The sequence below is a fragment of the Gordonia sp. QH-12 genome, from assembly GCF_001578675.1.
Classification (GTDB): domain Bacteria; phylum Actinomycetota; class Actinomycetes; order Mycobacteriales; family Mycobacteriaceae; genus Gordonia; species Gordonia sihwensis.
On the sequence record NZ_KQ969295.1, the window covers coordinates 92,488 to 115,240 of the forward strand.

General features: G+C 68.6%; 20 protein-coding genes and 1 tRNA gene. 10 read left to right on the plus strand and 11 right to left on the minus strand.

What is annotated here, in order from left to right; all coding sequences use genetic code 11:
• Nucleotides 1-112 precede the first annotated feature (112 nt).
• Together Y710_RS13370 and Y710_RS13375 are read right to left on the minus strand one after the other, a co-directional pair.
• Nucleotides 113-2,620: a UvrD-helicase domain-containing protein gene (locus Y710_RS13370; protein ID WP_062367658.1), complete on the minus strand. Its 2,508-nt coding sequence runs from the start codon at nucleotides 2,618-2,620 to the stop codon at nucleotides 113-115.
• 65 nt (nucleotides 2,621-2,685) lie between these two features.
• Nucleotides 2,686-4,545: a TgpA N-terminal domain-containing protein gene (locus Y710_RS13375; protein ID WP_062367659.1), complete on the minus strand. Its 1,860-nt coding sequence runs from the start codon at nucleotides 4,543-4,545 to the stop codon at nucleotides 2,686-2,688.
• Between the two features lie 133 nt (nucleotides 4,546-4,678).
• Here Y710_RS13375 and Y710_RS13380 point away from each other — a divergent pair, with 133 nt between their 5' ends.
• Nucleotides 4,679-4,966 (plus strand): chorismate mutase, encoded by a 288-nt coding sequence (locus Y710_RS13380; RefSeq protein WP_231650238.1) that lies wholly within the window; start codon nucleotides 4,679-4,681, stop codon nucleotides 4,964-4,966.
• A gap of 24 nt (nucleotides 4,967-4,990) precedes the next feature.
• Here the strand turns inward: Y710_RS13380 and pgi are convergent, their stop codons facing one another.
• Nucleotides 4,991-6,685: a glucose-6-phosphate isomerase gene (pgi, locus tag Y710_RS13385; protein WP_062367676.1), complete on the minus strand. Its 1,695-nt coding sequence runs from the start codon at nucleotides 6,683-6,685 to the stop codon at nucleotides 4,991-4,993.
• 48 nt (nucleotides 6,686-6,733) lie between these two features.
• Nucleotides 6,734-7,474 (minus strand): SDR family oxidoreductase, encoded by a 741-nt coding sequence (locus Y710_RS13390; protein ID WP_062367660.1) that lies wholly within the window; start codon nucleotides 7,472-7,474, stop codon nucleotides 6,734-6,736.
• 149 nt (nucleotides 7,475-7,623) lie between these two features.
• Here Y710_RS13390 and Y710_RS13395 point away from each other — a divergent pair, with 149 nt between their 5' ends.
• Both Y710_RS13395 and Y710_RS13400 read left to right on the plus strand, forming a co-directional pair.
• On the plus strand, nucleotides 7,624-8,982 hold the full coding sequence (locus tag Y710_RS13395; RefSeq protein WP_197462937.1) for a DUF4185 domain-containing protein: 1,359 nt from the start codon (nucleotides 7,624-7,626) through the stop codon (nucleotides 8,980-8,982).
• A gap of 114 nt (nucleotides 8,983-9,096) precedes the next feature.
• Entirely contained in the window at nucleotides 9,097-10,299 is a 1,203-nt protein-coding gene (locus Y710_RS13400; protein WP_062367661.1) for a DUF4185 domain-containing protein, read from the plus strand.
• 48 nt (nucleotides 10,300-10,347) lie between these two features.
• Here Y710_RS13400 and Y710_RS13405 read toward each other — a convergent pair whose 3' ends face one another.
• Nucleotides 10,348-11,244 carry an Fpg/Nei family DNA glycosylase gene (locus Y710_RS13405; RefSeq protein ID WP_062367662.1) on the minus strand — a complete coding sequence of 299 codons (897 nt, stop codon included), beginning with the start codon at nucleotides 11,242-11,244 and terminating at the stop codon, nucleotides 10,348-10,350.
• Between the two features lie 105 nt (nucleotides 11,245-11,349).
• Here Y710_RS13405 and Y710_RS13410 point away from each other — a divergent pair, with 105 nt between their 5' ends.
• Nucleotides 11,350-12,099, plus strand: coding sequence for a 3'(2'),5'-bisphosphate nucleotidase CysQ (locus Y710_RS13410; protein ID WP_062367663.1), 750 nt, complete (start codon nucleotides 11,350-11,352; stop codon nucleotides 12,097-12,099).
• A gap of 9 nt (nucleotides 12,100-12,108) precedes the next feature.
• On the opposite strand, the gene cobF is transcribed toward Y710_RS13410, so the two are convergent.
• Both cobF and Y710_RS13420 read right to left on the minus strand, forming a co-directional pair.
• Nucleotides 12,109-12,861, minus strand: a complete 753-nt coding sequence (cobF, locus tag Y710_RS13415) for a precorrin-6A synthase (deacetylating) (protein ID WP_062367664.1) — start codon at nucleotides 12,859-12,861, stop codon at nucleotides 12,109-12,111.
• 5 nt (nucleotides 12,862-12,866) lie between these two features.
• Nucleotides 12,867-13,691, minus strand: coding sequence for an SDR family oxidoreductase (locus tag Y710_RS13420; RefSeq protein ID WP_062367665.1), 825 nt, complete (start codon nucleotides 13,689-13,691; stop codon nucleotides 12,867-12,869).
• Between the two features lie 211 nt (nucleotides 13,692-13,902).
• Between Y710_RS13420 and Y710_RS13425 the strand changes: the two genes are divergently transcribed.
• The 5 genes from Y710_RS13425 to Y710_RS13445 all read left to right on the plus strand — a co-directional run bounded on the left by Y710_RS13425 (nucleotide 13,903) and on the right by Y710_RS13445 (nucleotide 17,639).
• Nucleotides 13,903-13,975 (plus strand) — tRNA-Arg (locus tag Y710_RS13425).
• Nucleotides 13,976-14,054: 79 nt separating this feature from the next.
• Nucleotides 14,055-14,942 carry a sunset domain-containing protein gene (locus Y710_RS13430; protein WP_062367666.1) on the plus strand — a complete coding sequence of 296 codons (888 nt, stop codon included), beginning with the start codon at nucleotides 14,055-14,057 and terminating at the stop codon, nucleotides 14,940-14,942.
• 288 nt (nucleotides 14,943-15,230) lie between these two features.
• On the plus strand, nucleotides 15,231-15,767 hold the full coding sequence (locus Y710_RS13435) for a hypothetical protein (protein ID WP_045539179.1): 537 nt from the start codon (nucleotides 15,231-15,233) through the stop codon (nucleotides 15,765-15,767).
• Nucleotides 15,768-15,840: 73 nt separating this feature from the next.
• Nucleotides 15,841-16,890, plus strand: a complete 1,050-nt coding sequence (locus tag Y710_RS13440; protein WP_082781319.1) for a hypothetical protein — start codon at nucleotides 15,841-15,843, stop codon at nucleotides 16,888-16,890.
• Nucleotides 16,887-17,639, plus strand: coding sequence for a hypothetical protein (locus Y710_RS13445; protein WP_062367667.1), 753 nt, complete (start codon nucleotides 16,887-16,889; stop codon nucleotides 17,637-17,639). Before Y710_RS13440 ends, Y710_RS13445 begins: the two co-directional genes overlap by 4 nt.
• 24 nt (nucleotides 17,640-17,663) lie before the next feature.
• Here the strand turns inward: Y710_RS13445 and Y710_RS13450 are convergent, their stop codons facing one another.
• Nucleotides 17,664-18,101 carry a type II toxin-antitoxin system Rv0910 family toxin gene (locus Y710_RS13450; protein ID WP_006894629.1) on the minus strand — a complete coding sequence of 146 codons (438 nt, stop codon included), beginning with the start codon at nucleotides 18,099-18,101 and terminating at the stop codon, nucleotides 17,664-17,666.
• Here Y710_RS13450 and Y710_RS13455 point away from each other — a divergent pair.
• Complete coding sequence (locus tag Y710_RS13455; protein WP_062367679.1) at nucleotides 18,079-18,732, plus strand: DNA-3-methyladenine glycosylase; 654 nt, start codon at nucleotides 18,079-18,081, stop codon at nucleotides 18,730-18,732. The two genes, Y710_RS13450 and Y710_RS13455, sit on opposite strands and share 23 nt — an antisense overlap.
• Nucleotides 18,733-18,750: 18 nt before the next feature.
• Here the strand turns inward: Y710_RS13455 and Y710_RS13460 are convergent, their stop codons facing one another.
• Genes Y710_RS13460 through Y710_RS13470 form a run of 3 tightly spaced genes read right to left on the minus strand, consistent with a single transcriptional unit; the run spans nucleotide 18,751 to nucleotide 22,733 of the window.
• Entirely contained in the window at nucleotides 18,751-19,011 is a 261-nt protein-coding gene (locus Y710_RS13460; protein WP_039866711.1) for an antitoxin, read from the minus strand.
• A gap of 51 nt (nucleotides 19,012-19,062) precedes the next feature.
• Complete coding sequence (locus Y710_RS13465; RefSeq protein ID WP_006894625.1) at nucleotides 19,063-21,600, minus strand: HAD-IC family P-type ATPase; 2,538 nt, start codon at nucleotides 21,598-21,600, stop codon at nucleotides 19,063-19,065.
• Nucleotides 21,597-22,733, minus strand: a complete 1,137-nt coding sequence (locus tag Y710_RS13470) for an MBL fold metallo-hydrolase (RefSeq protein ID WP_045539185.1) — start codon at nucleotides 22,731-22,733, stop codon at nucleotides 21,597-21,599. Before Y710_RS13470 ends, Y710_RS13465 begins: the two co-directional genes overlap by 4 nt.
• Nucleotides 22,734-22,753 lie beyond the last annotated feature (20 nt).

Sequence of the window (22,753 nt, forward strand, 5' to 3'; positions counted from 1 at the left end):
GCACCAGCCCCCCAGGCTTGCCGAGCAGCACCAGCCCCCCAGGCTGGTCGAGTAGCACGCGAACGTAGTGAGCGAGCGTATCGAGACGTCTGCTCTGCCCACCACCCCCGCCCTACAGCTTCTCCCCCGGCAGTCCGCCGACGGTCATCAACGTCACGCGGCCCACTTTCCCGCCGAAGTCGAACGTGATGCGCTCGGTGACACCGCTCCCCTCCTTCGCCACGGCCTTCCCCATCCCGTACTGCGGATGGTTCATCCGGTCGCCGATCTCGTAGTGGACGTTCTTGTTCCGCCCACGGGTCGGGTCGGACGAGTACGACGACCGTCCGCGCAGCCCCGAGCCGAAACCCGACTCGGAACCGTTGGACGATCCTCCGCCGGCTGAACCGAATCCGAAGCTGCCGCCGCGAGAGCCGAACTCTCGCATGCCACGCTTCGGCTCGGTACGCCGCCAGTCGATCAAGTGCTGCGGAACCTCTTGCAGGAACCGCGATTCCGGATTCGACACCGGCTGTCCCCACGATGCGCGCGACATCGCACGGGTCAGATAGAGACGCTGGCGGGCTCGAGTGATCCCGACATACGCCAGCCGTCGCTCCTCGCTGAGTTCGGCCGGATCGCCGAGAGCCCTCATATGCGGGAAGTGCCCGTCCTCCCAGCCGGTGACGAAGACGACAGGGAATTCCAGCCCCTTGGCGGTGTGCAGCGTCATCAGGGTGACGACGCCCTCTCCCTCGTCGGGCACCTGGTCGGCATCGGCCACTAGGGCCACCTTCTCCAGGAACGCCGCGAGCGAGCCGGGCTCGGGTTCACCGTCGCCAACGATCTCGCCGGCCGCGTCCGTGTCGGGGTCGGTCGGCTCATCGGCCCGCTGCGCGGCTTCCATGCTGAAATCTCGGGCGACGGCGATCAGTTCGTTGAGGTTGTCCATCCGTGCGGCGTCCTGCGGGTCGTTGGACGCCTCCAACTCGGCACGGTAGCCACTGCGATCGACGATCGCGTCGACCAGTTCGCCGATGTCGCCGCCCTCCGTGGTCGCGTCGGCGACGGCGTCGTCGACCGATTCGCCGCCGACGGCGCCGAAGGCCATCAGGAAGTCGCTGCGCAGTCCTTCGATGAGGTCGACGAACAGGGTGATCTGCTTGACCGCGCGTGTATTGAGCAATGGGACGCGGTTCTCGGTCGCCTCCACCAGCGCCTGGTAGAAGCTGATGCCGAGATTCTCCGCATGGACGGCGACGCACGCCTCGGCACGATCGCCGATCCCGCGCCGCGGTGTGTTGAGGATCCGGCGCAGGCTGACCGAGTCGTCGGGGTTCGCCACCACGCGCAGGTAAGCGATCACGTCGCGCACTTCCTTGCGCTCGTAGAACTTGGTGCCGCCGACCACCTTGTAGGGGATTCCGTGGCGGACGAAGACCTCCTCAAGCGACCGCGACCCGGTGTTGGTGCGATAGAACACCGCGACGTCGGCGTACGTGTGGCTCGCCGAACCCCCGATCGAGTAATCGACCAGTTCCTCTATCTCCTTCGCGATGAACGCGGCCTCGTCGCGGTCGGAGTCGGCGACGTAACCGACGATCAGGTCGCCGTCGCCCGAATCGGTCCACAACTTCTTCTCACGGCGTCCCGCGTTGCGCGAGATGACGGCGTTGGCCGCCGACAGGATGGTCTGGGTGGAGCGATAGTTCTGTTCGAGCAGAATCGTCTCGGCGTCCGGGTAGTCGCGCTCGAACTCCTCGATGTTGCGGATCGTCGCGCCGCGGAAGGCGTAGATCGACTGGTCGGCGTCGCCGACCACGCACAGCTCCGACGGCTCCAGGCCGCTCGGGGTCGTCTGCTCGCCGACGAGCTCCCGCACCAGCACGTACTGTGCGTGGTTGGTGTCCTGGTACTCGTCGATCAGCACGTGCCGGAAGCGGCGCCGGTAGTACTCGGCGACATTCGGGTGCCGCTGCAGCAACGACACCGTCTCGCCGATCAGATCGTCGAAGTCGAAGGCGTTCGCCGCCGCCAGCCGACGCTGGTACTCGGCGTAGATCTGGGCGACGGTGCCCGCCGCCAGATCACTCTGGCCGTCGGCCGCCGCCTCCGCCGCGGCGTCGTCGGGATCCTTCAGTTCGTTCTTGAAGTTGGAGATCAACGTGCCCACACCGCGCGGGCTGAACTTCTTGGGATCCAGGTCGAGGTCGCGGACCACCATGCCGAGCAGTCTGCGCGAGTCGTCGGCGTCGTAGATGGAGAAGTTCGAGTTGCGATCACCGAGCAGGCTCGACTGCGCCCGCAGAATCCGAACGCAGGTGGAGTGGAAGGTCGAGACCCACATGTAGGCCGCGCGCGGTCCGACCAGGTCGATCACGCGCTCGCGCATCTCGGCTGCGGCCTTGTTCGTGAACGTGATCGCGAGGATCTGTCCCGGCGTCACGTTCCGTTCGGCGAGCAGGAAGGCGATGCGCCGGGTCAGCACGGCCGTCTTACCCGATCCCGCTCCCGCGACGATCAGCAGCGGCGACCCGGTGTGCAGCACCGCATCTCGCTGCTGGGGGTTCAGTCCGTCGAGGAGTTCGCGTCCCCGGTCGCTCAGCTGGGTCTCGTCGATGGCGGCAGGTGAAGAGTTCATGGCCTCTTCAGGCTACCTTCGGCCCCCGACAGTCCTCGCCCTCACGCCTGTCCCCCAACGATCGGTCACGGCGCCGCCTCGGCCATCACCGGCGCCCCCACCCTGCCGTCCCCGGTGTGCAGGCGCAGCCCCGGCGTCACCGGCCGGATCCGGAGTTCGGTGCCGTGCCCGTCGAGCTGGACGTAGGCCGCGTGCAGTCCCGACCGCACCGGGACCTCGACGGGGTCGCCTCCTTCGAGACGGAGTTCCACGGTGCCGGCTCGGTCGGCGCAGTAGCTGAAACCGACGGTCCACTGCCAGTCGATCAACGGGCCGCTCAGCGGCAGCCTGGTGAGGTCGTCGATGCCGGGCTTGGCGCAGCTGCCCCGGCTCGGCTCGAAGGTCCGCACCGGCGACACCGCTCCCGCGACCAGGCGACCCTCCGGATTGAGGACCTTCAACTCATCGGTGACCTTCCCGAAGTCGGGACGCTCGCGCAGGCGGCCGAAGACATGGCTGATCATGTTGTTCGGATAAGCGACCGGCAGCAGCACCTCGAGCGGCACCGGCTGATCGAACATCGTCTTGCCGTCCATCGACGCCAGCGACGCACGCGCGGTGCGCAGATAGTCGCCGGTCGGATCGTCACGCCAGGACTGCCCGAAGGACATCGTGGCCGTGACCGCCGAGACCAGGAAGGCCGCACCCGCCACCGCGGCCGCGATCGCCGTCCGCCGGTCGGGCTGTGAGGGTCCCGCGGTGTGTGCACCGACATTCGGCGGCGCCGCGGCGATCAGGGCCAACGCGATCGCCAGCACCAGCGCGGTGTCGGGCAGGTACCGCATGGTCTGCGCCAGCTCGAGCGCGGTGTTGCCGCTCGACCGGTTCCACATCACCGGAATCTGGGCCGCCACCGCGTACAGCAGTGCGAAGAACCAGATCAGCGCCACGCCGCGTCTGCGGCGCACGGTGATCGCGATCGCCGCCGCCAGCACCACCCAGCCGAGGACGATCATCCACACGCTCGGGAAACCCATCGGCGGCGACGGCGTCCACCGCTCCCACACCCACGGACCGCCGGTGAACGAGGGCACGATCGCGTTGTTGATGCTGCGCCACACCAGATGGGCCGTCTGCCCGATGGAGTGGACGCCGGCCGTGGCCGTCGACGTCGCGAGAAAGACCGCGGCCCACACCACGAACACGCCGCCGAGGATCAGCCACAGCGGACGAGCCCGCAGAAAGGCCTGGCTCAGCGGTGACGATCGGTAGTCGGCCTCGTCGTCCCAGCGGGCCGATGAGCGACTGCGGAGCGCGAGAACCGCCGCGACGAAGGCGACGGGCAGGATGAACAGTGACTTCTCGAAGAACAGCAGACCGACCACGAAGGCGGCCACCGCGCCGATCAGCAGACGCCGGCTGCGCACCGGGTCCGGGCGGTCGCGGACCAGCGCTACCGCGTTGCCGACCACGACTGCCATCGCGGCCTGCATCGGCAGGGTGTTCAGACCGGCCGCCCACCAGACGTAGGCACTGACGGTCATCGGAACGAACAGATAGAAGCCCAGGGCGGCCAGCGCCCAGCCCCCCGCCCGCGGCGCGAGGATGCGGATCATCCGCCACACCGCCAGTGAGGCGACCGCCTGCAGGACCACCAGCGTCAGCGCGGGCAGCCACCACTGCACGGGGGCCAGTGCCGTGGTGAGCCCGGCGACCAGGAACGCGGCGGGCATGAAGTGGCCGTCGTGGCTGTAACCCAGGAAATCCCACGACAGAATCGGGTACGTGGACGCCCGCCCCATGAGGATGAGGTCGTCCCAGTAGAAGTTTCCCCAGATCACCAGCACCGCGCGCACGACGAGCTGCACCATGATCAGCGCCAGTGCCAGTGCTCCGACTCTTCTCGCGGCGGTCGTTCTCGCGGTGGTCATCGCGGCGGTGGTCATCACTGCATTGTTCACTACGCGCCGCCACGCCTGCGAACCCTGCGTGGCAAAATCGGAAGACGTGAGTGACCAGGATGATCAGCAGACCAATGACGGCGCGGCCCACGGAAACGACGGCGGCGGACGGTTCGCGCTGGATCTGGAAGCGCTGGGGCTGAGCGACGATGTCACCGCCCTGCCCGACGACATCGAGGAGCTCCGGGTCGAGATCGACCGCATGGACGCCGTCATCCTCGCCGCCATTCAGCGGCGCAGCGCCGTATCGAAGAAGATCGGCGCGCACCGCATGGCTACGGGTGGACCGCGCCTGGTGCACAGCCGCGAGATGAAGGTCCTCGACCGCTTCTCCGCGCTGGGGTCCGAGGGACACACCCTCGCGATGCTGCTCCTGAGACTGGGCCGCGGACCGCTGGGGCGTTAGCGACCTCGCTGCCTCCCGGCGGCCTCAGGACGGCCGGCCGCGTTCGGTGCGGTACCAGCGCACCAGTGCGTCGGTCGACGAGTCCGGCAGCGGCGCAGGCGCAGCGTCGTCGCTGATCACGCCGAGCAGATCGACGGCCTGCTTCTTCCCGAGTTCCACACCCCACTGGTCGAAGGGGTTGATCCCCCAGATCATCGCCTTCACGAAGGTCTCGTGCTCGTAGAGTGCGATCAGTTGTCCGAGGACCGAGGGCGTGAGCTTGGGCGCCAGAATCGACGTCGACGGGCGGTTTCCGGGCATCACCTTGTGCGGCACCAGCTTCGGCGACACCCCCTCGGCGGCGATGTCGTCGGCGGTCTTGCCGAAGGCGAGCACCTGCGTCTGTGCGAAGAAGTTGCTCATCAGGATGTCGTGCATCGAACGTCCGTCGGCCGCGGGCAGATCGTCGAGCGGTTGCGCGAACCCGATGAAATCGGCCGGGATCAGCCAGGTCCCCTGATGCAGGAGCTGGTAGAAGGCGTGCTGCCCGTTGGTCCCCGGCTCACCCCAGTAGATCGAGCCGGTCGGCGAGGTGACGTGATGTCCGGCGGCGGTGACCGACTTCCCGTTCGACTCCATCGTCAGCTGCTGCAGGTATGCCGGAAACCGAGCCATGTCGTCGGAGTACGGCAGCACGGCCTGCGACTGCGCATCCCAGAAGTTGGAGTACCACAGACCCACCAGCGCGAGGATCGCCGGCGCGTTCCGCTCCAGCGGCGCGGTCCGGAAGTGCTCGTCCATCGCGTGGAAACCGGCGAGGAATTCGCCGAACAGCTCACGGCCGATGGCGATCATCAACGACAGTCCGATCGCCGAGTCGATCGAGTAGCGGCCGCCCACCCAGTTCCAGAATCCGAACATGTTGGCGGTGTCGATACCGAACTTCGCGACCTCGTCGGTGTTGGTGCTGACGGCGACGAAATGCTTGGCGACCGCGTCCGAGTCGGCCCCGTCGACCCCGAGCTCGCGCAGCAGCCACCGTTTCGCCGCGGTCGCGTTGGTGATGGTCTCGAGGGTGGTGAAGGTCTTCGACGAGACGACGAACAGCGTGGTCTGGGGGTCGAGTCCCTCGAGCACCGACACCAGATCGGACGGGTCGCTGTTGGAGACGAAGTGCCCGGCGATCCCCGGGTGACGGTAGTGGCGGAGCGCCTCGTACGCCATGACCGGACCGAGGTCGCTGCCCCCGATTCCGATGTTGACCACGTCGGTGATCGGCTTGCCCGTGTAGCCGGTCCACTCGCCGTTGCGCACCCGGTCGGTGAACTCGCCCATCGCATCGAGGACCGCGTGCACGTCGGCCACCACGTCCTGGCCGTCGACCACGAGTTCGGCGTCGCGCGGGAGCCGCAACGCGATGTGCAGCGCGGCACGGTCTTCCGAGGTGTTCAGATGCGCCCCGGCGAACATGGCATCGCGCTGCTCTTCCACACCGGCCTCACGGGCGAGTGCCGCGAGCAGTTCCACGGTCTCCCGGGTGATCAGGTTCTTGGAGAAGTCGATGTGCAGATCGGCGGCGTCGACCGTCAGATCACGTCCGCGATCAGGATCCATCACGAAGAGTTCACGCAGGTGCAGCGAGTACACATGCTGCTGGTGAGCAGCCAGAGCGTGCCACGAGACAGTCGATGTGATGTCGAAATCGTCCGTCCCGTCGAGCCGTCCACGCAGATTCGTCATCATTGTCCCCACATTATTCGGTCGAACGAGTTCCTGGCGAGGTGTGGCTCAGATCAGCCTCGCCGAGAGCGACTCCGGCAGGTAGCGCAGCGCCCACGAGATCGGCGTCCACGGCCACGCCGGAACCGCCGCGCGGGCGCGTTCGGATTCGATCGCCGCGACCATCGCCTTCACCCCGCGCTCGGTGTCGGTCATCATCGAGGTCTTCACTCCGCGGTTGATGTCCGTCTCGATGTAACCCGGAAGCAGCACCGTCACCGTGATCGGGCTTCCCGCGAGTTCGGCTCTGAGCCCCTGTCCGAGGGCCGAGACTCCTGCCTTCGAGGCCGAGTACGCGGTCTGAGCCTTCGGCAGGCCCCGGACCGCACTCATCGAACTCACCAGGACGAGGTGTCCTGCGTTCTGCCTGCGGAAGATCTCCATCGCCGCGTCGGCTTGCGCGAGCGCACCGACGAGATTGGTCTGAACGGTCTCCATGTTGGCCGCGGCGTGTCCGGTTCCGATCGGAGCACCCTTGCCGAGCCCGGCGTTCACGATCACCCGGTCGACACCGCCGAGGTCCTCCGACAGCGCCTCGAAGGCCACTGGGACCGCGTCCGCGTCAGTCACGTCGAGTTGCCTGACTGCCACCCGGCGCGCGGATGATTCGAGTTGCCCGGCAAGCGATTCCAGCCGATCGATCCGTCGCGCCGCGAGTCCCAGACTGCGGCCGCGGGCCGCGAACTCGCGGGCCATCCCCTCTCCGAGACCTGAACTCGCACCGGTGATGATGATCTTCTCGCGAACCATGCAGCCGAATCTACCGGCCGTGACGAGGGTCGGCACCGCGGCGTGATCGGCCGGACGCGCCGTTGCGCGGCGAACCGACGAGATGAGACAATCAACGTCACTCTAGTAACTTCCATCACAATTTCACCTTGCGTAACAGGAGTGAGCCCATGCCTCCCTTCCGCCGCCTCCTTCCCTTCCGCAGCCTCCTCCGCTTCCGCAGCCTCACTGTGTCGGCCGCGACGGCTGCGACGATCACCGCGGCCGTCCTCGTGACGGTTCCGGGAGCCGGAGACGCCGCCGCGGCACCCTGCGGCACCCAGGGCAACGGGTCGAGCCTGCCCTTCTTCGACACCGGATCGCTGGGCTCATCAGGATCGCCGGGCTCATCTGGCTCGCTGGGTTCGTCGGGATCCGGTTCGGGTGCCGCGCAAGGTCCGCAGGGCCCACTCCCGCACTTCGACAACGGAATCACCCGCACCGTCGCGTGGACCACCGGACCCCGCAGCGCGAATCGGACCTTCACCCGCTTCGGCATCTCGGGCACCGATCTGGGCATCGCCTGGGACAACGGCGCGGGCCAGACCCTCCTGGCCTTCGGCGACACATTCGGTGACTGCACAGCACCGGGCAGGCAGTGGCGGCACAACGTTCTGCTCCGCACCACCGACGACGACCTGACGAACGGACTCACCGTGCCGGACGGCGTTCCGGGCGACGTCCACTCCGGCGCTTCGGTGGCCGCGGACGCGCCGGCCTTCGCCCGTCAGATGATCGACGCGATCGGCTGGAGCGGCGTCGAGGTCACCACCATCCCCACATCTGCGATCGCCATCGACGGCAAGCAGTACCTGAACTACATGTCGGTCCGGAAGTGGGGACTCCCCGGCCAGTGGGACACCAATTTCTCCGCGACCGCCGTCTCCTCCGACAATGGACAGACCTGGACCACGCCACCTGCGACCATCCGCGTGAACGCCGGCGTCTCGCTGCCCATCCCGGAGGGATGGCCGTCTGTTCACGCCAACGACAGCAAGTTCCAGCAGGCCGCCTACGTGAAGGGGCACGGCGAAGATGACGGCTGGGTGTATCAGTTCGGCACCCCGAACGGCCGGTTCGGTGGCGCCTACCTCGCCCGATTCCGGCCGTCGGACGTCCTCGACCTGAGCCGCTATCACTACTGGACCGGCAGTGGCTGGTCCGACTCCATCGACGACATCCCCGGCGGCTCCGCCGGGAGGGTCCTTCCCGCACCGGTCACCGAACTGTCGGTGGCGTGGAGTCCGTTCCTGAACAAGTACGTGATGCTGCACAGTCCCACCACCGGGGTCCAGATGCGGACCGCCGACCATCCCGAAGGACCGTGGAGCGCACCCAGGCTGCTCGTCCCCGGGACGCTGGGCTTCTACGCTCCGATGATGCTCCCCCAGTCGCCCGCGCTCACCGGCACCGGACCCGACCTCTACTTCCACGGCAGCCGATGGGACGACTACAACGTCGCGTTGGTGCGAACTCGCCTGTCACGGTGATATCGCCCATTTCACTCGGGTCAGCGGCACCCGTGCCGTATCGCGGTACGAGCACCGAACCCGCCTGTTACCAAAGAGAGGCACGGTAAGCACTCCAGCCACAGATAAGGAACCATGCGCCGTCTGAGACTCCGAACGCTCCAGATGCTCACCGCCTGTGTCATCACGGCCGCAGCCGCGGCGGCGGCACTGTCGGTGACCGCACCCGCCGACGCTCGCGCCTGCAGCAACAGCGGCCCGGTGGTCCCGATTCCCGTGATCGGCAAGTTCCTGCCCCGCGGCGGTGCCCCGGCCGGTCCGCAGAAGGCCATGCCCGCCTACGACGACGGGACCACCGCGACCGTCGCGTGGGTCACCGGTCCCCGCAGCCCCAATAGGACCTTCGGACGGTTCGGCGTCTCCGGCACCGATGTCGGAGTCGCCTGGGACAACGGCCGCGGGCAGACGCTCCTCGCTTTCGGCGACACCTTCGGCAACTGCCTCACCGGCGATCAGCAGTGGCGCCACAACGCGCTGTTGCGGTCGTCCGACCGGAACCTGTCCGACGCGCTGCGCCTCGACGGCAGCGGCTACGCCGGCCAGATGTTCGGCGCGCTCGGGTTCGACGGCATCGAGAAGACCACGATTCCGACCGCCGGCATCTCGATCGGCGGCCGACAGTACGTCAACTACATGTCGGTCCGAGCCTGGGGCCCGCCCAGTGTCTGGTACACGAACTACTCGGCGACGGCGGTCTCGAACGACAACGGCCGCACCTGGTCCACCCCGCAGAACACCATCCGCGTCAATGCCGGAGTCACGGTGCCCACCGGAGCGGGCTCGCCGTCGATCCGGGCCGGTGACGCGCACTTCCAGCAGAGCGCCTACGTGAAGGGGCGCGGCGCCGACGCCGGCTGGATCTACCAGTACGGCACCCCGAACGGCCGCTTCGGTTCCGCGTACGTCGCTCGCTTCCGGCCCTCCGACATCCTCGACCTCGGCAGGTATCAGTACTGGACCGGGCGCGTCTGGGCGCCGTCGCCCGACGCCGCGCGACCGGTGGTGCGCGGACCGGTCACCGAACTGTCGGTGGCCTGGAGTCCCTTCCTGAACAAGTACGTGATGCTCGACAGCCCGCGCGGCGTGCTGATGCGCACGGCACCGTCTCCGCAGGGCCCGTGGAGCGGCCCGCGCCGGATCGCTCCGGCGAGCCTGGATCTGTACGCGCCGATGATGCTCCCGAACTCACCCGCCCTGCGCGGCACCGGTCCCGATCTCTACTTCAACGCGAGCCGCTGGGACGACTACAACGTGCTCCTAGTGCGTACGCGGGTGTAGGAGCGGCGGTCGACGGCCCGGAGCGCAGCGGCCACGCGCGTCGATCGCCTACTTCAGCAGCCGCGACATCCGGCGGTCGGCCAGCACCTTGCCGCCCGTCTGACACGTCGGGCAGTACTGGAACGAGCGGTCGGCGAAGGACACCTCACGGACGGTGTCGCCGCACACCGGACAGGGCAGGCCGGTGCGCGCGTGGACCCGAAGCCCGGTGCGCTTCTCCGACTTGAGGCGGGCCACCTCCTGTCCTTCGAGCCGTTCGATCGCATCGTGCAGCACCGAGCGGACGGCCCGGTACAGGTCGTCGATCTGCTTGTCCGAGAGGCTCTTCGACGTGGCGAAGGGCGACAGCCGAGCGGTGTGCAGGATCTCGTCCGAGTAGGCGTTGCCCACGCCGGCGACGACCCGCTGATCGGTCAGCAGGTTCTTGATCCGCGCGCTGCTGCCGGCGAGGATTGCGGCGAACTGGTCGCGGTCCAGCGCCAGAACGTCGGGCCCGAGGCCGGCGATCCGTTCCACTTCTGCGGTGTCGCGGACGATCCAGGCCGCCAGCCGCTTCTGCGTCCCGGCCTCGGTGACGTCGAATCCCTCACCGGGCAGCCCGCAGTGAACGCGCAGCGCGATGGGGCCCTTGCCTCCCGGTTTCGGCGGAGTCTGCGAGAGCGAGTCGCTCCAACGCACCCACCCGGCACGGGACAGGTGGATCACCAGGTCGATCTCGTCGTCGACCGCGGCATCGCCGTCCGCGGGCCCGGGCGCGGTCCGGATCACCAGGTACTTCCCGATACGGTCGACGCTCGACACGATGCGGCCCGTCAGCGCCGTGTACGGCGGATCGGCGGTCTTGAGCACGGCGAGCGAGGCGACGTCGACCCGCCGGATCGGCAGGCCGGCGGCCCGCGAGTCGAGGTACGTCGCGATGGCGGTCACTTCGGGAAGCTCCGGCATGCCCCCAGTGTGCGCCACGGGTCGGACTTTCTCACGTGAGCCGGACCGACCCGACCGGAAATCCGCCGGGTGCTCCAGCCTGCGCCCGTGTGTTCTAGTTAGAGAATGCGCCCGTCCCCTCCCGCGATGTCCGACGCCGAACTCGCCGCCGCTATCGCCGAAGGCGCGGGCGAGATCCTCCTGGGCATCCGCCACCGGAATCTGCTCACCGGCCCCCTGGTCGGCGATGTGGGAGACGCACTGGCGCAAGCATGGATCTCCACCGTCCTGCGCAGGCACCGAGGACGGGACGCCGTGCTCTCGGAGGAGGCCGAGGACGTCGGCGACCGCTCGCGCGCCGAGCGGGTGTGGATCATCGATCCGCTCGACGGCACGAGCGAGTTCGCGATGGGTACATCGGACTGGGCGGTGCACGTTGCGCTCGCGGTGGACGGCACGCCGGCCGCGGCCGCGGTGTCGCTCCCGGCGCAGAACGAGGTGTTCCGCAGCGACGACGTACCGGCCACTCACGGGCCGCTCACGGGCCGACTCGCGGTGTCGCGGTACGGACACTCGTATCATTCCGCGGCGGTCGCCGATCGGCTCGGCATGGACGCGGTCCGCATCGGTTCGGCGGGCGCCAAGGCGATGGCCGTGGTCCGCGGCGATGTCGACGCCTACGTGCACTCCGGCGGCCAGTACGAGTGGGACAACTGCGCGCCGGTCGGCGTCGCGCTGGCGGCGGGACTGCATTGCAGCCGGCTCGACGGACGGCCGATCGTCTACAACAACCCGCAGCCGTACATGCCCGACTTCGTCATCTGCCGCGCGGAGATCGCCGACGCCGTTCTCGAGGCGGTCGCGACACCCTGGTGAGAGAGCCGCTCAGCGAGCCTTCTGCAGCAGGTAGATGTCCATGATCCAGCCGAGCCGTTCACGCGCTCGCGCCCGCTTCTCCTCGATCTCCGCGGTCACGTCCGCCACCCGGCCGCTCACCAGGATCTCGTGTTCGGTGCCCAGGTAGGCGCCCCAGTACACCAGGTCGTCGGGTGCGGCCGTCTCGCGGAAGGCGAGGTCGGAATCGAGCATGACGATCTGATTGGCGTCGGCACCCGCGGGCGTGGCCGAGAGCCGGCGGCCCGTGGTGGTCAGGATCGGTTCGCCGATGCCGTGCGCGACGATCCCGTGCGCGGCGGTCAGCGCCGACGCGCTCGTCACACCGGCGATCACCTCGACCTCGACGGAGACGTCGTCGCGCGCGGCGAGCTGGTCCAGGATGCGGAGTGTGGAGTCGTACAGCGCGGGATCGCCCCACACCAGGAAACCGCCGGTCTCGCCGGGACGCAGATGCTCGGAGACCGCGGCTCGCACCGCGTCGACGCGCGCGGCGTGCCAGCGCCGGACCTCGGCCTCGTAATCGTCGGGACGACGATCGCGCGGCGGGTCGGCGATGGCCACCACGCGATGTCCGGGCGCACCGTGCTCGGTCAGGAACTGCTCCCGGAGGGCGGTCAGTTCGCTTGTGCGAGAGCCCTTGTCGAGCAGGAAGAAGACGTCCGTGGCGCCGATCGCATCCACCGCCTCCAGTGTGATCTGGCGCGGCGACCCCGGTCCGATCCCGATGACGCGCAGCAACACTGCGTTCAGAGCCGCACCTTCTTCAAGCCGTGGATGCGCGCGGTGAGGTCGAGCACCGTTTGACGCGGAACCAGACGCCGCAGTGCGAAGACGATCGGCGCCCGATTGCCGCGGGCGTACAGCGGTCGCGGGTGCTCCGCGAGCGCGGCTTCGACGATCTCCTGCGCCATCGACGCCGCCGAGATCCCCTTCGCCTCATTGCGGCGCGTCGCCGCCGCGAGGGTCTCGTACTCCTCCCGGTACACCGAGTCGGGTTTGATGTGGATGGTGCGCCGCTCGCCGATCCCCGTCGCGATGGTGCCGGGTTCGACGGTGGTGACGCGGATTCCGTACGGCGCCACCTCGCGGCGCAGCGCCATCGCGTAGCCCTTGAGCGCCGACTTGGTGGCCGCGTAGTTGGTGCGGAACGCGACCGGGAAGCTCGAGAGCATCGACCCCACCATCACGATGGTCCCGGTGCGACGATGGCGCATACACGGCAGCACCGCCTTCGTCAGCGCGACCGGCCCGAAGACGTTGACCTTGAACAGGTGCTCGACGGCGTCCATCGGCGTGTCCTCGAAGGCACCCGCGGCACTCTCTCCCGCGTTGTTGATGAGGATGTCGAGATCGCCGACAGCCTCGGCGCACTCGGTGGCCGACGCGTAGTCCTCGTTGTCGAGGCGCAGGTACGTGACGCCCGGGATCGGGTTGCGCACCGAGTCCGGGTTGCGGCTGGTGCCGTACACCTTGTGTCCGAGCGCCACGAACTGTCGCGCCACGGCCTCCCCGATTCCGCTGCTCGCTCCGGTGACCAGCACAGTCCGCTGCCCGGTGATCGATTTGGTCATGGCACCTACGGTAGCCGGGACAGCGGGCCGCGGGGCGAACGACCGGTCCGGACACCGGCGATGTGGAGTGAGCGTCGCGGGTGCGGAGGAGCAGAGGCGCTCGGCGTCGCAGCCGAGCCGGTGACGTAGACTTCTCCTCGTCGGCGACCGCGTCCCCATCTCGGCCGCCGACCGGGCCGGCGGCGAACCGATGACGCTCACCGCGGTCCCCGCTCTCGTAGCTCAGGGGATAGAGCACCGCTCTCCTAAAGCGGGTGTCGTAGGTTCGAATCCTACCGGGAGCACGCAGTGTCCAGAGTGCTGTGTCTAGAGTCGTGAGCGAAGCACCCGCAATGCTGTTCAGCTCAGGAGGATCTCTCAGTGATGACGTCGCGAATCCGCGCACTCACCCTCGGACTGGCCGTCGCGGTCACCGCCGCGCTGTCGGTTCCGGCCCCCGCTCACGCCGACACGCGCGACGACGCACGGCAGGCGATCAACCAACTCTCGGTCACCATGGAGGACTCCCTCGGTGAGCAGCAGGGCGATCTGGTCCGGACCGGCGACGGTTACCGGCAGCTGTACGAGAACGGCGTTATCGTGTGGACCGCGGAGTCGGGCGCGCAGAACGTCTTCTCCGACCCCGAACGCACAATGCGTGAGGACGGTCATGAGCCGTTGAACGGCGTCGTGATGGTGAAGCCGTTCGTCGGCGCCACGTACGTCGACGTTCCGGCATCTGCCGTCCACCCCGTCGCCGAAGCAGACGACTCCACCGACGGCATCTCCGCCTGGTGGTGGATGCTCCTGCTGCTGATCCCGCTCGTCGGCCTGATGCTGGCGTGGCTGCGCGGCCTGAACTCCTACAACTACAAGACCTACACCCCGGCGACCGGACCGGGATTCCCTCCGGTCACCGACGAGCGCGCGGACCGGCTGCGGGCCTTGGCGGACGGCCGGGAGACGAGCGCAGCGGACGCGATCGCGAGGGCCGAGGCGGCCGCCGCAGCGGCGAAGGCCGCCGAGGTGCCCGTGCGGCCGGGCGCGCGAGTCCCTTCCCAGGGCGGAGAGGTGCCGCTGCCGATCGGGGCGTCGCGCCCGCTGCCGAACGATCCGATGCAAGCACCCGACGGGTACCCGATCAAGGCGATCGTCGAAGCGGGCCTGTACTACCGGCCGGGCGACGCCGAGTATGCGTCAGTGACACCCGACCTCTGGTTCGCCACTGCCCCGACCGCAGATAAAGGCGGCTTCGCGCCGGCTGGGGACTGACACCGTCGATCCGGGCCGCGCCCCCGAGGACGCACCACCACACGGCGGCTCTCCACACGGCGGCGGAACCGCCGATTTGTGCCACCGGCCGGCACTGCGGCACAGGAACTGTCCGACGATCACACGAAGTGCGGCACGACCCCGCTTCATAGTCGGCACATCGCGTTATGTTTCACGCGCTGACATCCGTCGGCGCGCCCGCCTGTCGGGCACACCTCGCCGTCTACCCGATCAGGTCGCCGAGGTTCCTCCCACCCGATCGGCCACATCACCAGAGAGCCCCGAAACATGCGCAAACTCCCACTCGTCACGGCGGTGGCCGCCGCTGCCGCCGCCGGAATCCTCGTCCCCTCCGGCGCTGCCGAGGCCGCACCATCGGCCGACACCCAGGTGACCTTCGTCGTGGCCGGCCAGGGCGGCGATCTGTCGATCACCGCGGGGCCGCTCGGCGCCATCGTCCCGAACGCGAACGGCACCCTGGCGACCGGGGGCCTCCCGACGGCCTCGGTGACCGACAATCGCAATGGCTCTCCCCGCTCCTGGGAGACCACGGCATCCTCCACCGACTTCACCGGTCAGGGCGTCACGATTCCCGCCTCCGACGTGAAGTACGAGGCGAACGCGATCATCGGCAAGGTCGGCGGCGGCGACGTCACCGGGCAGGGAGAGAAGAGCCTCGGATCCCCCGCTACCGTCGTCACCCGGACCGGCCTCACCTGGCCGCTCGAGATCATCACCTGGAGTCCGGCTCTGACGGTCGACTTCCCCACCGGCGGTCTGCCGATTGGGAGCTATTCCGGCACCGTGACCGTCTCCGTCGCCTGACCCCGACAGGCTAGAACCTCGTGGCCGGGACACGCACCGCGCGTGTCCCGGCCACCGCACTCGAAAGCCCAGCATGCGCCCCACCTCCTCCCTCCGTGCACTTCTCGCGACGCTGACAGCGGCCCTCCTGACCGGTGTCGTCCTCCTCACCGGTCCCGCCGTCGCCGGTGCCGCGCCCGGATCGTCGACGGCACCGGCCGACCGCGGAACGCCGGACGGTTCCATCGGTATCCGACTGCTCGACGTCCCCGCGAAGTCGAAGGACGATCCTCGGGCGCAGCTCTACATCATCGACAACCTGAACCCCGGCACCACGATCACACGCCATGTCCAGGTGACGAACGGCACCGACACCGCGATGAAGATCGCCGTCTACCCGGGACCGGCCGGCATCGTCGACGGCAGCTTCGTCCCGGGCGAGCCGGGGACGAAGAACCTCCTGACGTCGTGGACGAGCGTCGACAAGCCGAATCTGAACCTCGCGCCGGGACAGAAGGCCAGAGTCGCGGTGACGATCGCCGTACCCAAGGACGCGCCGGAGATGGAGCAGTACGGCGTCATTTGGGCGTCCACGGTGCCGAACCAGAACAAGGAGACCGGCATCGGCCTCGCATCCCGTGTCGGCGTCCGCATGTACCTCTCCACCGGACCCGGCAACGGCCCGCCGTCGGACTTCGCGATCGAGAAGCTCGAGGGACGTCGCGGTGCGGACAACGGCGCCGAAGTGACCGCCCACGTCACGAATACCGGAGGGCGCGCCGTCGACGTCACCGGCACCCTGAAGCTGAGTGAGGGACCCGGAGGGCTCTCCGCCAAGGCGGTCTCGTCGAAGGGCATGACCATCGCTCCGGGTGAGTCGGCCGACGTCGTGTTCGCAGTCCCGAACAGCGCACAGCTCCCGGACGGCCCGTGGAAGGCCGAGGTGCAGTTGGAGAGCGGGGTGCACACGCACGACTCGACCGCATCGATCAGCTTCGACCAGTCGGATCAGACCGAAGGATCGTCGAACACCGCGCTGATCGTCACGATCGTCGTCATCGCCGCCGCAGCACTGGCGGGCATCGCCGCGTGGCTGCTCCGACGACGCCGGGGATCGTCGTCCGGGCCGGGAGAGTCCGTGTGAACAGCGCACTGAGGGCCGCGCTCGGCACCGTCGCCCTCGCGACTGCCGGAGTGTTGGCTGTCGGCGTCTGCCCCGCCTCGGCCACACCCTCTGAATCGACCACGTCGACGACGTCGCCGGCCGATTCCGCGGATGCGCAGTTCTCCGAGTCGCCGGCTCCGGACACGACGGCCGTGGTTCCGACCGCGGAGCCGACTGTCACGCCTACCGCGGAGACCACTGAGCTCATCACCGAGACCACCCCCGAGGCCGCCACCAGCCGTCCCCCGTCGTCGGTGTCCCCGGCGACCTCGACGACTTCCTCGAACCCGTCCACCGAGGACGTGAAACACGGACGCGCCGCCGTCGCGCCGTCGGCGGCATCGGATCTGTCGGTCTCGGCGGGCTCCTACGGGACCATCGTGCCGTACGCCACCAGCGCCACCGGCATCCTGCCCGCCGTCACGGTGAGTACGTGGCAGGGACAGGGCTGGTCCGCGAGCGCGTCTTCGACGGACTTCACCTGCCCGAACGGCGCAGTGATTCCTAAATCGCAGGTCACCTACAGTGCGACGGCGCCCGCCGGCGTCGCGGGCACCGCGACCGGCCCGCAGACGCTCGCGTCGCCGAAGACCGTGTTCACCAGCGGCGGATCTGGGCTGAACGGTGTTCTCAACACCGGCACCTGGACTCCGGCGCTCACCGTCGCCTACCCGAACGGCGCCTCGATGTGCACCTACACGGGAACGATCACCGTGTCGGCGTACTGATCGGTCGGCTCCGCTCTGCCGGGCTCAGCCGAACAATTCGTTGAACTTGACGAGCGACTTCTCGATGTCGCCCTTGACCGCCATCGCCGCGGCCTTGCCCGCCGGTCCGATCAGCGGCAGACCGCCGAGGTCGATGAGGAACGTGACCCGGGAGCCGTCGCCCTCCGGCTTCACGAGCAGGTTGATCTTGGCCTTCACTCCGCCCTTGCCGTTACCCTTGAGCACGACCTCGCCGGGCCGGTCGAGCTTCTCGATCTCCCACGCGAACCGCACGCGCGCCCCCTTGACGGAGACCACCGACGAGACCGCGGTGCCCTTCTTGAGGTCGTCGGGGGCGGGCAGCGGGCTGCGCCAGCCGTCGTGGAGGACCAGCCAGTCGTCGTACCGGGCGAGATCGGCGGCACACTTGAAGGCGTCTTCCGGGGAGAGCGCGACATGAATGGAGTCACTGGTCTTTGCCATGAGTACAGAGACTAACCGCCACCGCGCGTCACAGGTAGATCCGGCCCACGCCGGGACGGCACCCGAGCCGACGATCCTCGCGGCGGCGCGGTCGCTCCTGAACCGTGTCCTGGTGGGGCACGGCGTGTCGGTGCGAATCACCGAAGTGGAGGCGTACAACGGGCCCGACGACCCCGCTTCGCACGCGTTCACCCGGACGCCGCGGTCGGAGATCATGTACGGTCCGCCGAACCGCCTGTACGTGTATCAGATCCACACCCACCACTGCGCGAACGTGGTCACCAGTCCGGAGGGGCAGGGCTCGGCGGTGCTGATCCGAGCCGGCGCGGTGATCGACGGAGTGCAGGCGGCCCGCGACCGCCGCGGAGGCGTCGCCGATCATCTCCTCGCACGCGGCCCGGGCAATCTCACCCGCGCACTCGGAATCACCAAAGCCGACCTCGACACCGATCTGCTCGATCCGGTCGGCGTGCACCTGCTGCCCGCCGACCCGGCGTCGGATCCGACCGCCGGCGGGCACGTGATCGCCGGGCCGCGCGTGGGCGTCCGGCTCGCCGCCGACCGACCGTGGCGGTTCTGGATCGACGGCGAGCCGTCGGTGTCGGCGTACCGGCGGCATCCACGGGCCTGACCGACCCCCGGGAGTTGCCTACTGGGCCGGGCCTTCGCCCTTCGGCGGTTCGGCCTGTTCGGCCTGGGGCTGCTCGGCCGGGGCGTGCTCGGCTCTGCGGTCCTCGGGCTTCGACTGCTCGGCACCGACCGCCTTGCGCGCGGCGTCCTGAGCCTTGTCGACCTGCGAGGCGTACTTGTTGCCGGTGGCCTTGTCGATGAGGTCGCCGCCCTTCTCGATGAGATCGGGGTTCGACTTCAGCGCGTCCTTGGCCTTGTCCACGAGTCCTTTGAGATCCATGTGCCGATGGTACGTCGACTCAGTCGGGCGCGCGTCACACCGGCGGTCCAGTCACACCAGCGGTTCAGCGGTGCGCGACCGCCGATTCAGCACGCCGTCGAGCACGCGTGTGGAGACCTCCACCGCGACGATGCCCACGACCGCACACACTCCCGCGACCGCCATCATCGGACCGTTCGACGAGTCGAGGTGGAACCACCGCTGGCTCAGCGGAAGCATGAAGATCAGCACGTACATCCCGACCGAGACCGCGAGCAGCAGGATCTTCCACCAGTTGTAGGGACGCGCGACCACCACGAGCACGTACACCGCGACCGCGATCATGGTCGCGAGCGCGGCCGTGGCAGCCTGCGTCTGGACCGCGCCGACGGTCTGCGTGGCGTTGGCGACGGCGGCGATCCCGTCGGAGGGCCGGGTCGCCGCGTTCGCGACGTACCCGCCCAGGGCCGCGGAGTAGTCGCGGTTCACCAGCAGGAAGCAGACGAATGTGGACAGGCCCACGATGATGCCGTTCGGCACCGCCTGCGTCAGCACCCGGCGGACGAAGCCCGGCTGAGCGCGCTCGTTGTTCGGCGCCAGCGAGAGGATGAAGGCAGGCACCCCGATGGTGAACCAGGCCGAGATGGTGACATGGATCGGCTGGAACGGGTAGCTGATCGACGCCCAGCCCATCACCTTGGCGAGCAGCCCCGCGCCGCCGATGAGCAGCGCCAGCAGCACCGCGTACACCGTCTTGGTGAGGAACAGGTTCGACACACGCTCGATGTTGCCGATCACTCGGCGGCCCTCGCCGACCACGTAGGGCAGCGTCGCGAACTTGTTGTCCAGCAGGACGATCTGCGCCACCGAACGCGCGGCCGACGAACCCGAACCCATCGCGACGCCGATGTCGGAGTCCTTGAGCGCGAGCACGTCGTTGACGCCGTCGCCGGTCATCGCGACGGTGTGGTCCTTGGACTGCAGGGCCTTGACCATCGCGCGTTTCTGGTCCGGGCGCACCCGGCCGAAGGCATCGTGGTCGGCGATCACACCGGCCAGTTCGGCGTCGTCGGTCGGCAACTCGCGAGCGTCGACGGCGGTCTCGGGCGAGCCGAGTCCCAGCGACTCCCCGACGGCGCCCACCGATCGGGCGTTGTCGCCGGAGATGATCTTGACCGCGACATTCTGCGACTCGAAGTACTCGATGGTGTCGCGGGCGTCGGGTCGCACACGCTGCTCCAACACCACCAGGGCGGTGGGCACGAGCGTTCCGGGCACCGCCGTGTCGGCCGTCGGCTCGGTATCGACCGGAACATCGGTGGTCGCGACCAGCAGCACCCGCAATCCGGTCGATCCGAGGTCGGACGCCAGCCGGGCCGTGTCGCTGTCGGGGTCGAGCAATACGTCGGGTGCGCCGATCAGCCAGTTCCCCACCGAGACGCCGGACGCGTCGATGAACGACATGCCCGAGAACTTGTTGGCCGAACTGAACGGCAGCACCGCGGAGGTCGACCACTCGGGAGCGTCCGGGAACGCCTCCTGGATCGCCGCGATGCTGGCGTTGGGCCGCGGATCGTGCGCGGCGATCGCCGCGAGGGCCGCTTCCACATCCCCCTGCTTCACCGCGCCCGGACCCGAGCCGGGTGCCACGATCCGCACCTCCGACAGCCGCATGCCGTTCTCGGTCAGCGTGCCGGTCTTGTCGGTGCACACCACATCGACGCGCGCCAGACCTTCGATGGCCGGGAGTTCGTTCACCAGGCACTGCCGCTGCCCCAGGCGGACCACACCGACCGCGAAGGCGATCGACGTCATCAGCACGAGGCCTTCGGGCACCATCGGAACCAGCGCGGCGACCATGCCCAGCAGTGCGGTGCGCAGCCCGTTCTGGCTGATGAACAGCTGGTTGATGATCGTCAGGATGCCCGCCGGGATCAGCAGCCAGGTGATCACCCGGAGGATCTGATCGATTCCCGAACGCAGCTCCGACGACACGAGCGAGAACTTCGAGGCCTCCGCGGCGAGCTTGTTGGCGTACGAATCAGCGCCGACCTTGGTGGCGCGATACGCACCCGAGCCGGCCACCACGAAGCTGCCGGACATGATCTCGTCGCCGAGAGACTTATCGACGGCGTCCGCCTCGCCGGTGAGCAGCGACTCGTCCATGTCGAGCGACTCCGACTCGATGGTCTCGCCGTCGACGATCACCTGATCGCCGGGACCGAGTTCGATGACGTCGCCCAGCACCACCTGATCCGAGGGGATCTCGGCGGCGATTCCGTTGCGCCGGACCACCGGTCTGGTCTGTCCGACGATCGCCAGCCGGTCGAGGGTGCGCTTGGCGCGGACCTCCTGAATGATGCCGATGCCGCTGTTGGCGACGATCAGCAGCCCGAACAGTCCGTTGATGAACGAGCCGGTGGCGGCGACGATCAGGAACAGCACCCCGAGGATTGCGTTGATCCTGGTGAACACGTTGGCCCGGACGATGTCGGCGACCGAGCGGCCCGACTTGTCGGAGGTGACGTTGACCTGCCCCGCCGCGACGCGTGCGGCCACCTGCTCGTCGGTGAGCCCCGGATCGCGCTCGGTGGTCGTCGATGTGGTCATGCGGATCGCTCCCACCAGGTCGGATCGGAAAAGGCTGTGCCGCTGCGGCTGTGCGCGACCAGCGTGGCGCCGGGCCGCGGCACGCAGATGTCGACGCCCACCCGGTCCGCCTCGGTCGTGAGTCTGCCGACGGGGTCGGCCCACGAGTGCCGCGCGAGATTGAACGTACCCCAGTGGATCGGGACGAAGAGCGCGTCGCGCTCGTCGCCGTTCAGCAGTCGATGGACCACGAGTGCCTCTTCCGGGTCGACGTGGACGTCCGGCCACACGGGATCGTAGGCGCCGACGGCCACGAGGCTGAGATCGAACGGGCCGAGCGCCGCGCCGGTGTCGGCGTAGCTCTCCGTGAATCCGGTGTCGCCCGAGAAGAAGAAGCGGTGCTGCGGTCCCACGGCCGCCCAGCTGACCCACTGGGTCAGGTTGCGGGAGAGTCCACGGCCCGAGAAGTGCCGGGCGGGCACCGCGTGGAAGCTGATCGTGGTGCCGCGGACCGTCAGATCCACCTGTTCGAACCAGTCGGCCTGCCGAATGCGCGCGGCATCGACGCCCCATGAGATCAGATGCGCCGCGACACCGATCGGCACGACGAAGATCGCGTTCGGCTGTGTCAGCGCGATGGTCAGCACCGTCGGGGTGTCCAGATGGTCGTAGTGATCGTGGCTGATCAGCACGACGTCGAGCGGGGGCAGCTCGCCGGCCGTCAGGGGCGCCCGGTGCATGCGCCGGGGACCGATGCTCTGCGAGGGCGAGCAACGGTCGGACAGCACCGGATCAGTGACGATCCGCACGCCGTCGAGTTCGACGGCCATGCTCGCATGGCCCAGCCAGGTGGCCGACAGCGCACCGGGTTCGCCGGAGAACTCGGGACGCAGAACCGGGACGCGGTGGCCGGGCCTCCCCCGACGCCGCATCATGTCGATCATCACCGACATGTCCGGGCCCTGGACCTGAGCGGCGGCCTCGCGGTTGGCGAAGACTCCGTCCGTCGCGAACCGCGAAGCCGCGGTCATCGGTGCGATCTGTTCGCGGCTCGCGCCCACCGCGTGCACGGGCGGCAAGATCCGTGCCGTCCGCGCGAGTCTCGCCTGTACTGCCGAAGCGCTTTCGGCGACGGTGTTTCCCAGTGTCCTCACGCTTGTCTAGCGTAATCGTT

Excerpts from the sequence above, each read along its gene's own strand:
- Y710_RS13400 (WP_062367661.1), top strand. The coding sequence starts at position 9,097 with ATGCGCCGTCTGAGACTCCGAACGCTCCAGATGCTCACCGCCTGTGTC.
- Y710_RS13430 (WP_062367666.1), top strand. The coding sequence starts at position 14,055 with ATGACGTCGCGAATCCGCGCACTCACCCTCGGACTGGCCGTCGCGGTC.
- Y710_RS13460 (WP_039866711.1), bottom strand. The coding sequence starts at position 19,011 with ATGGATCTCAAAGGACTCGTGGACAAGGCCAAGGACGCGCTGAAGTCG.
- Y710_RS13410 (WP_062367663.1), top strand. The coding sequence starts at position 11,350 with ATGCGCCCGTCCCCTCCCGCGATGTCCGACGCCGAACTCGCCGCCGCT.
- pgi (WP_062367676.1), bottom strand. The coding sequence starts at position 6,685 with ATGACGAATCTGCGTGGACGGCTCGACGGGACGGACGATTTCGACATC.
- Y710_RS13455 (WP_062367679.1), top strand. The coding sequence starts at position 18,079 with ATGGAGTCACTGGTCTTTGCCATGAGTACAGAGACTAACCGCCACCGC.
- Y710_RS13440 (WP_082781319.1), top strand. The coding sequence starts at position 15,841 with ATGCGCCCCACCTCCTCCCTCCGTGCACTTCTCGCGACGCTGACAGCG.
- Y710_RS13450 (WP_006894629.1), bottom strand. The coding sequence starts at position 18,101 with ATGGCAAAGACCAGTGACTCCATTCATGTCGCGCTCTCCCCGGAAGAC.
- Y710_RS13405 (WP_062367662.1), bottom strand. The coding sequence starts at position 11,244 with ATGCCGGAGCTTCCCGAAGTGACCGCCATCGCGACGTACCTCGACTCG.
- Y710_RS13465 (WP_006894625.1), bottom strand. The coding sequence starts at position 21,600 with ATGACCACATCGACGACCACCGAGCGCGATCCGGGGCTCACCGACGAG.
- Y710_RS13375 (WP_062367659.1), bottom strand. The coding sequence starts at position 4,545 with ATGACCACCGCCGCGATGACCACCGCGAGAACGACCGCCGCGAGAAGA.
- Y710_RS13370 (WP_062367658.1), bottom strand. The coding sequence starts at position 2,620 with ATGAACTCTTCACCTGCCGCCATCGACGAGACCCAGCTGAGCGACCGG.
- Y710_RS13395 (WP_197462937.1), top strand. The coding sequence starts at position 7,624 with ATGCCTCCCTTCCGCCGCCTCCTTCCCTTCCGCAGCCTCCTCCGCTTC.
- Y710_RS13435 (WP_045539179.1), top strand. The coding sequence starts at position 15,231 with ATGCGCAAACTCCCACTCGTCACGGCGGTGGCCGCCGCTGCCGCCGCC.
- Y710_RS13390 (WP_062367660.1), bottom strand. The coding sequence starts at position 7,474 with ATGGTTCGCGAGAAGATCATCATCACCGGTGCGAGTTCAGGTCTCGGA.
- Y710_RS13420 (WP_062367665.1), bottom strand. The coding sequence starts at position 13,691 with ATGACCAAATCGATCACCGGGCAGCGGACTGTGCTGGTCACCGGAGCG.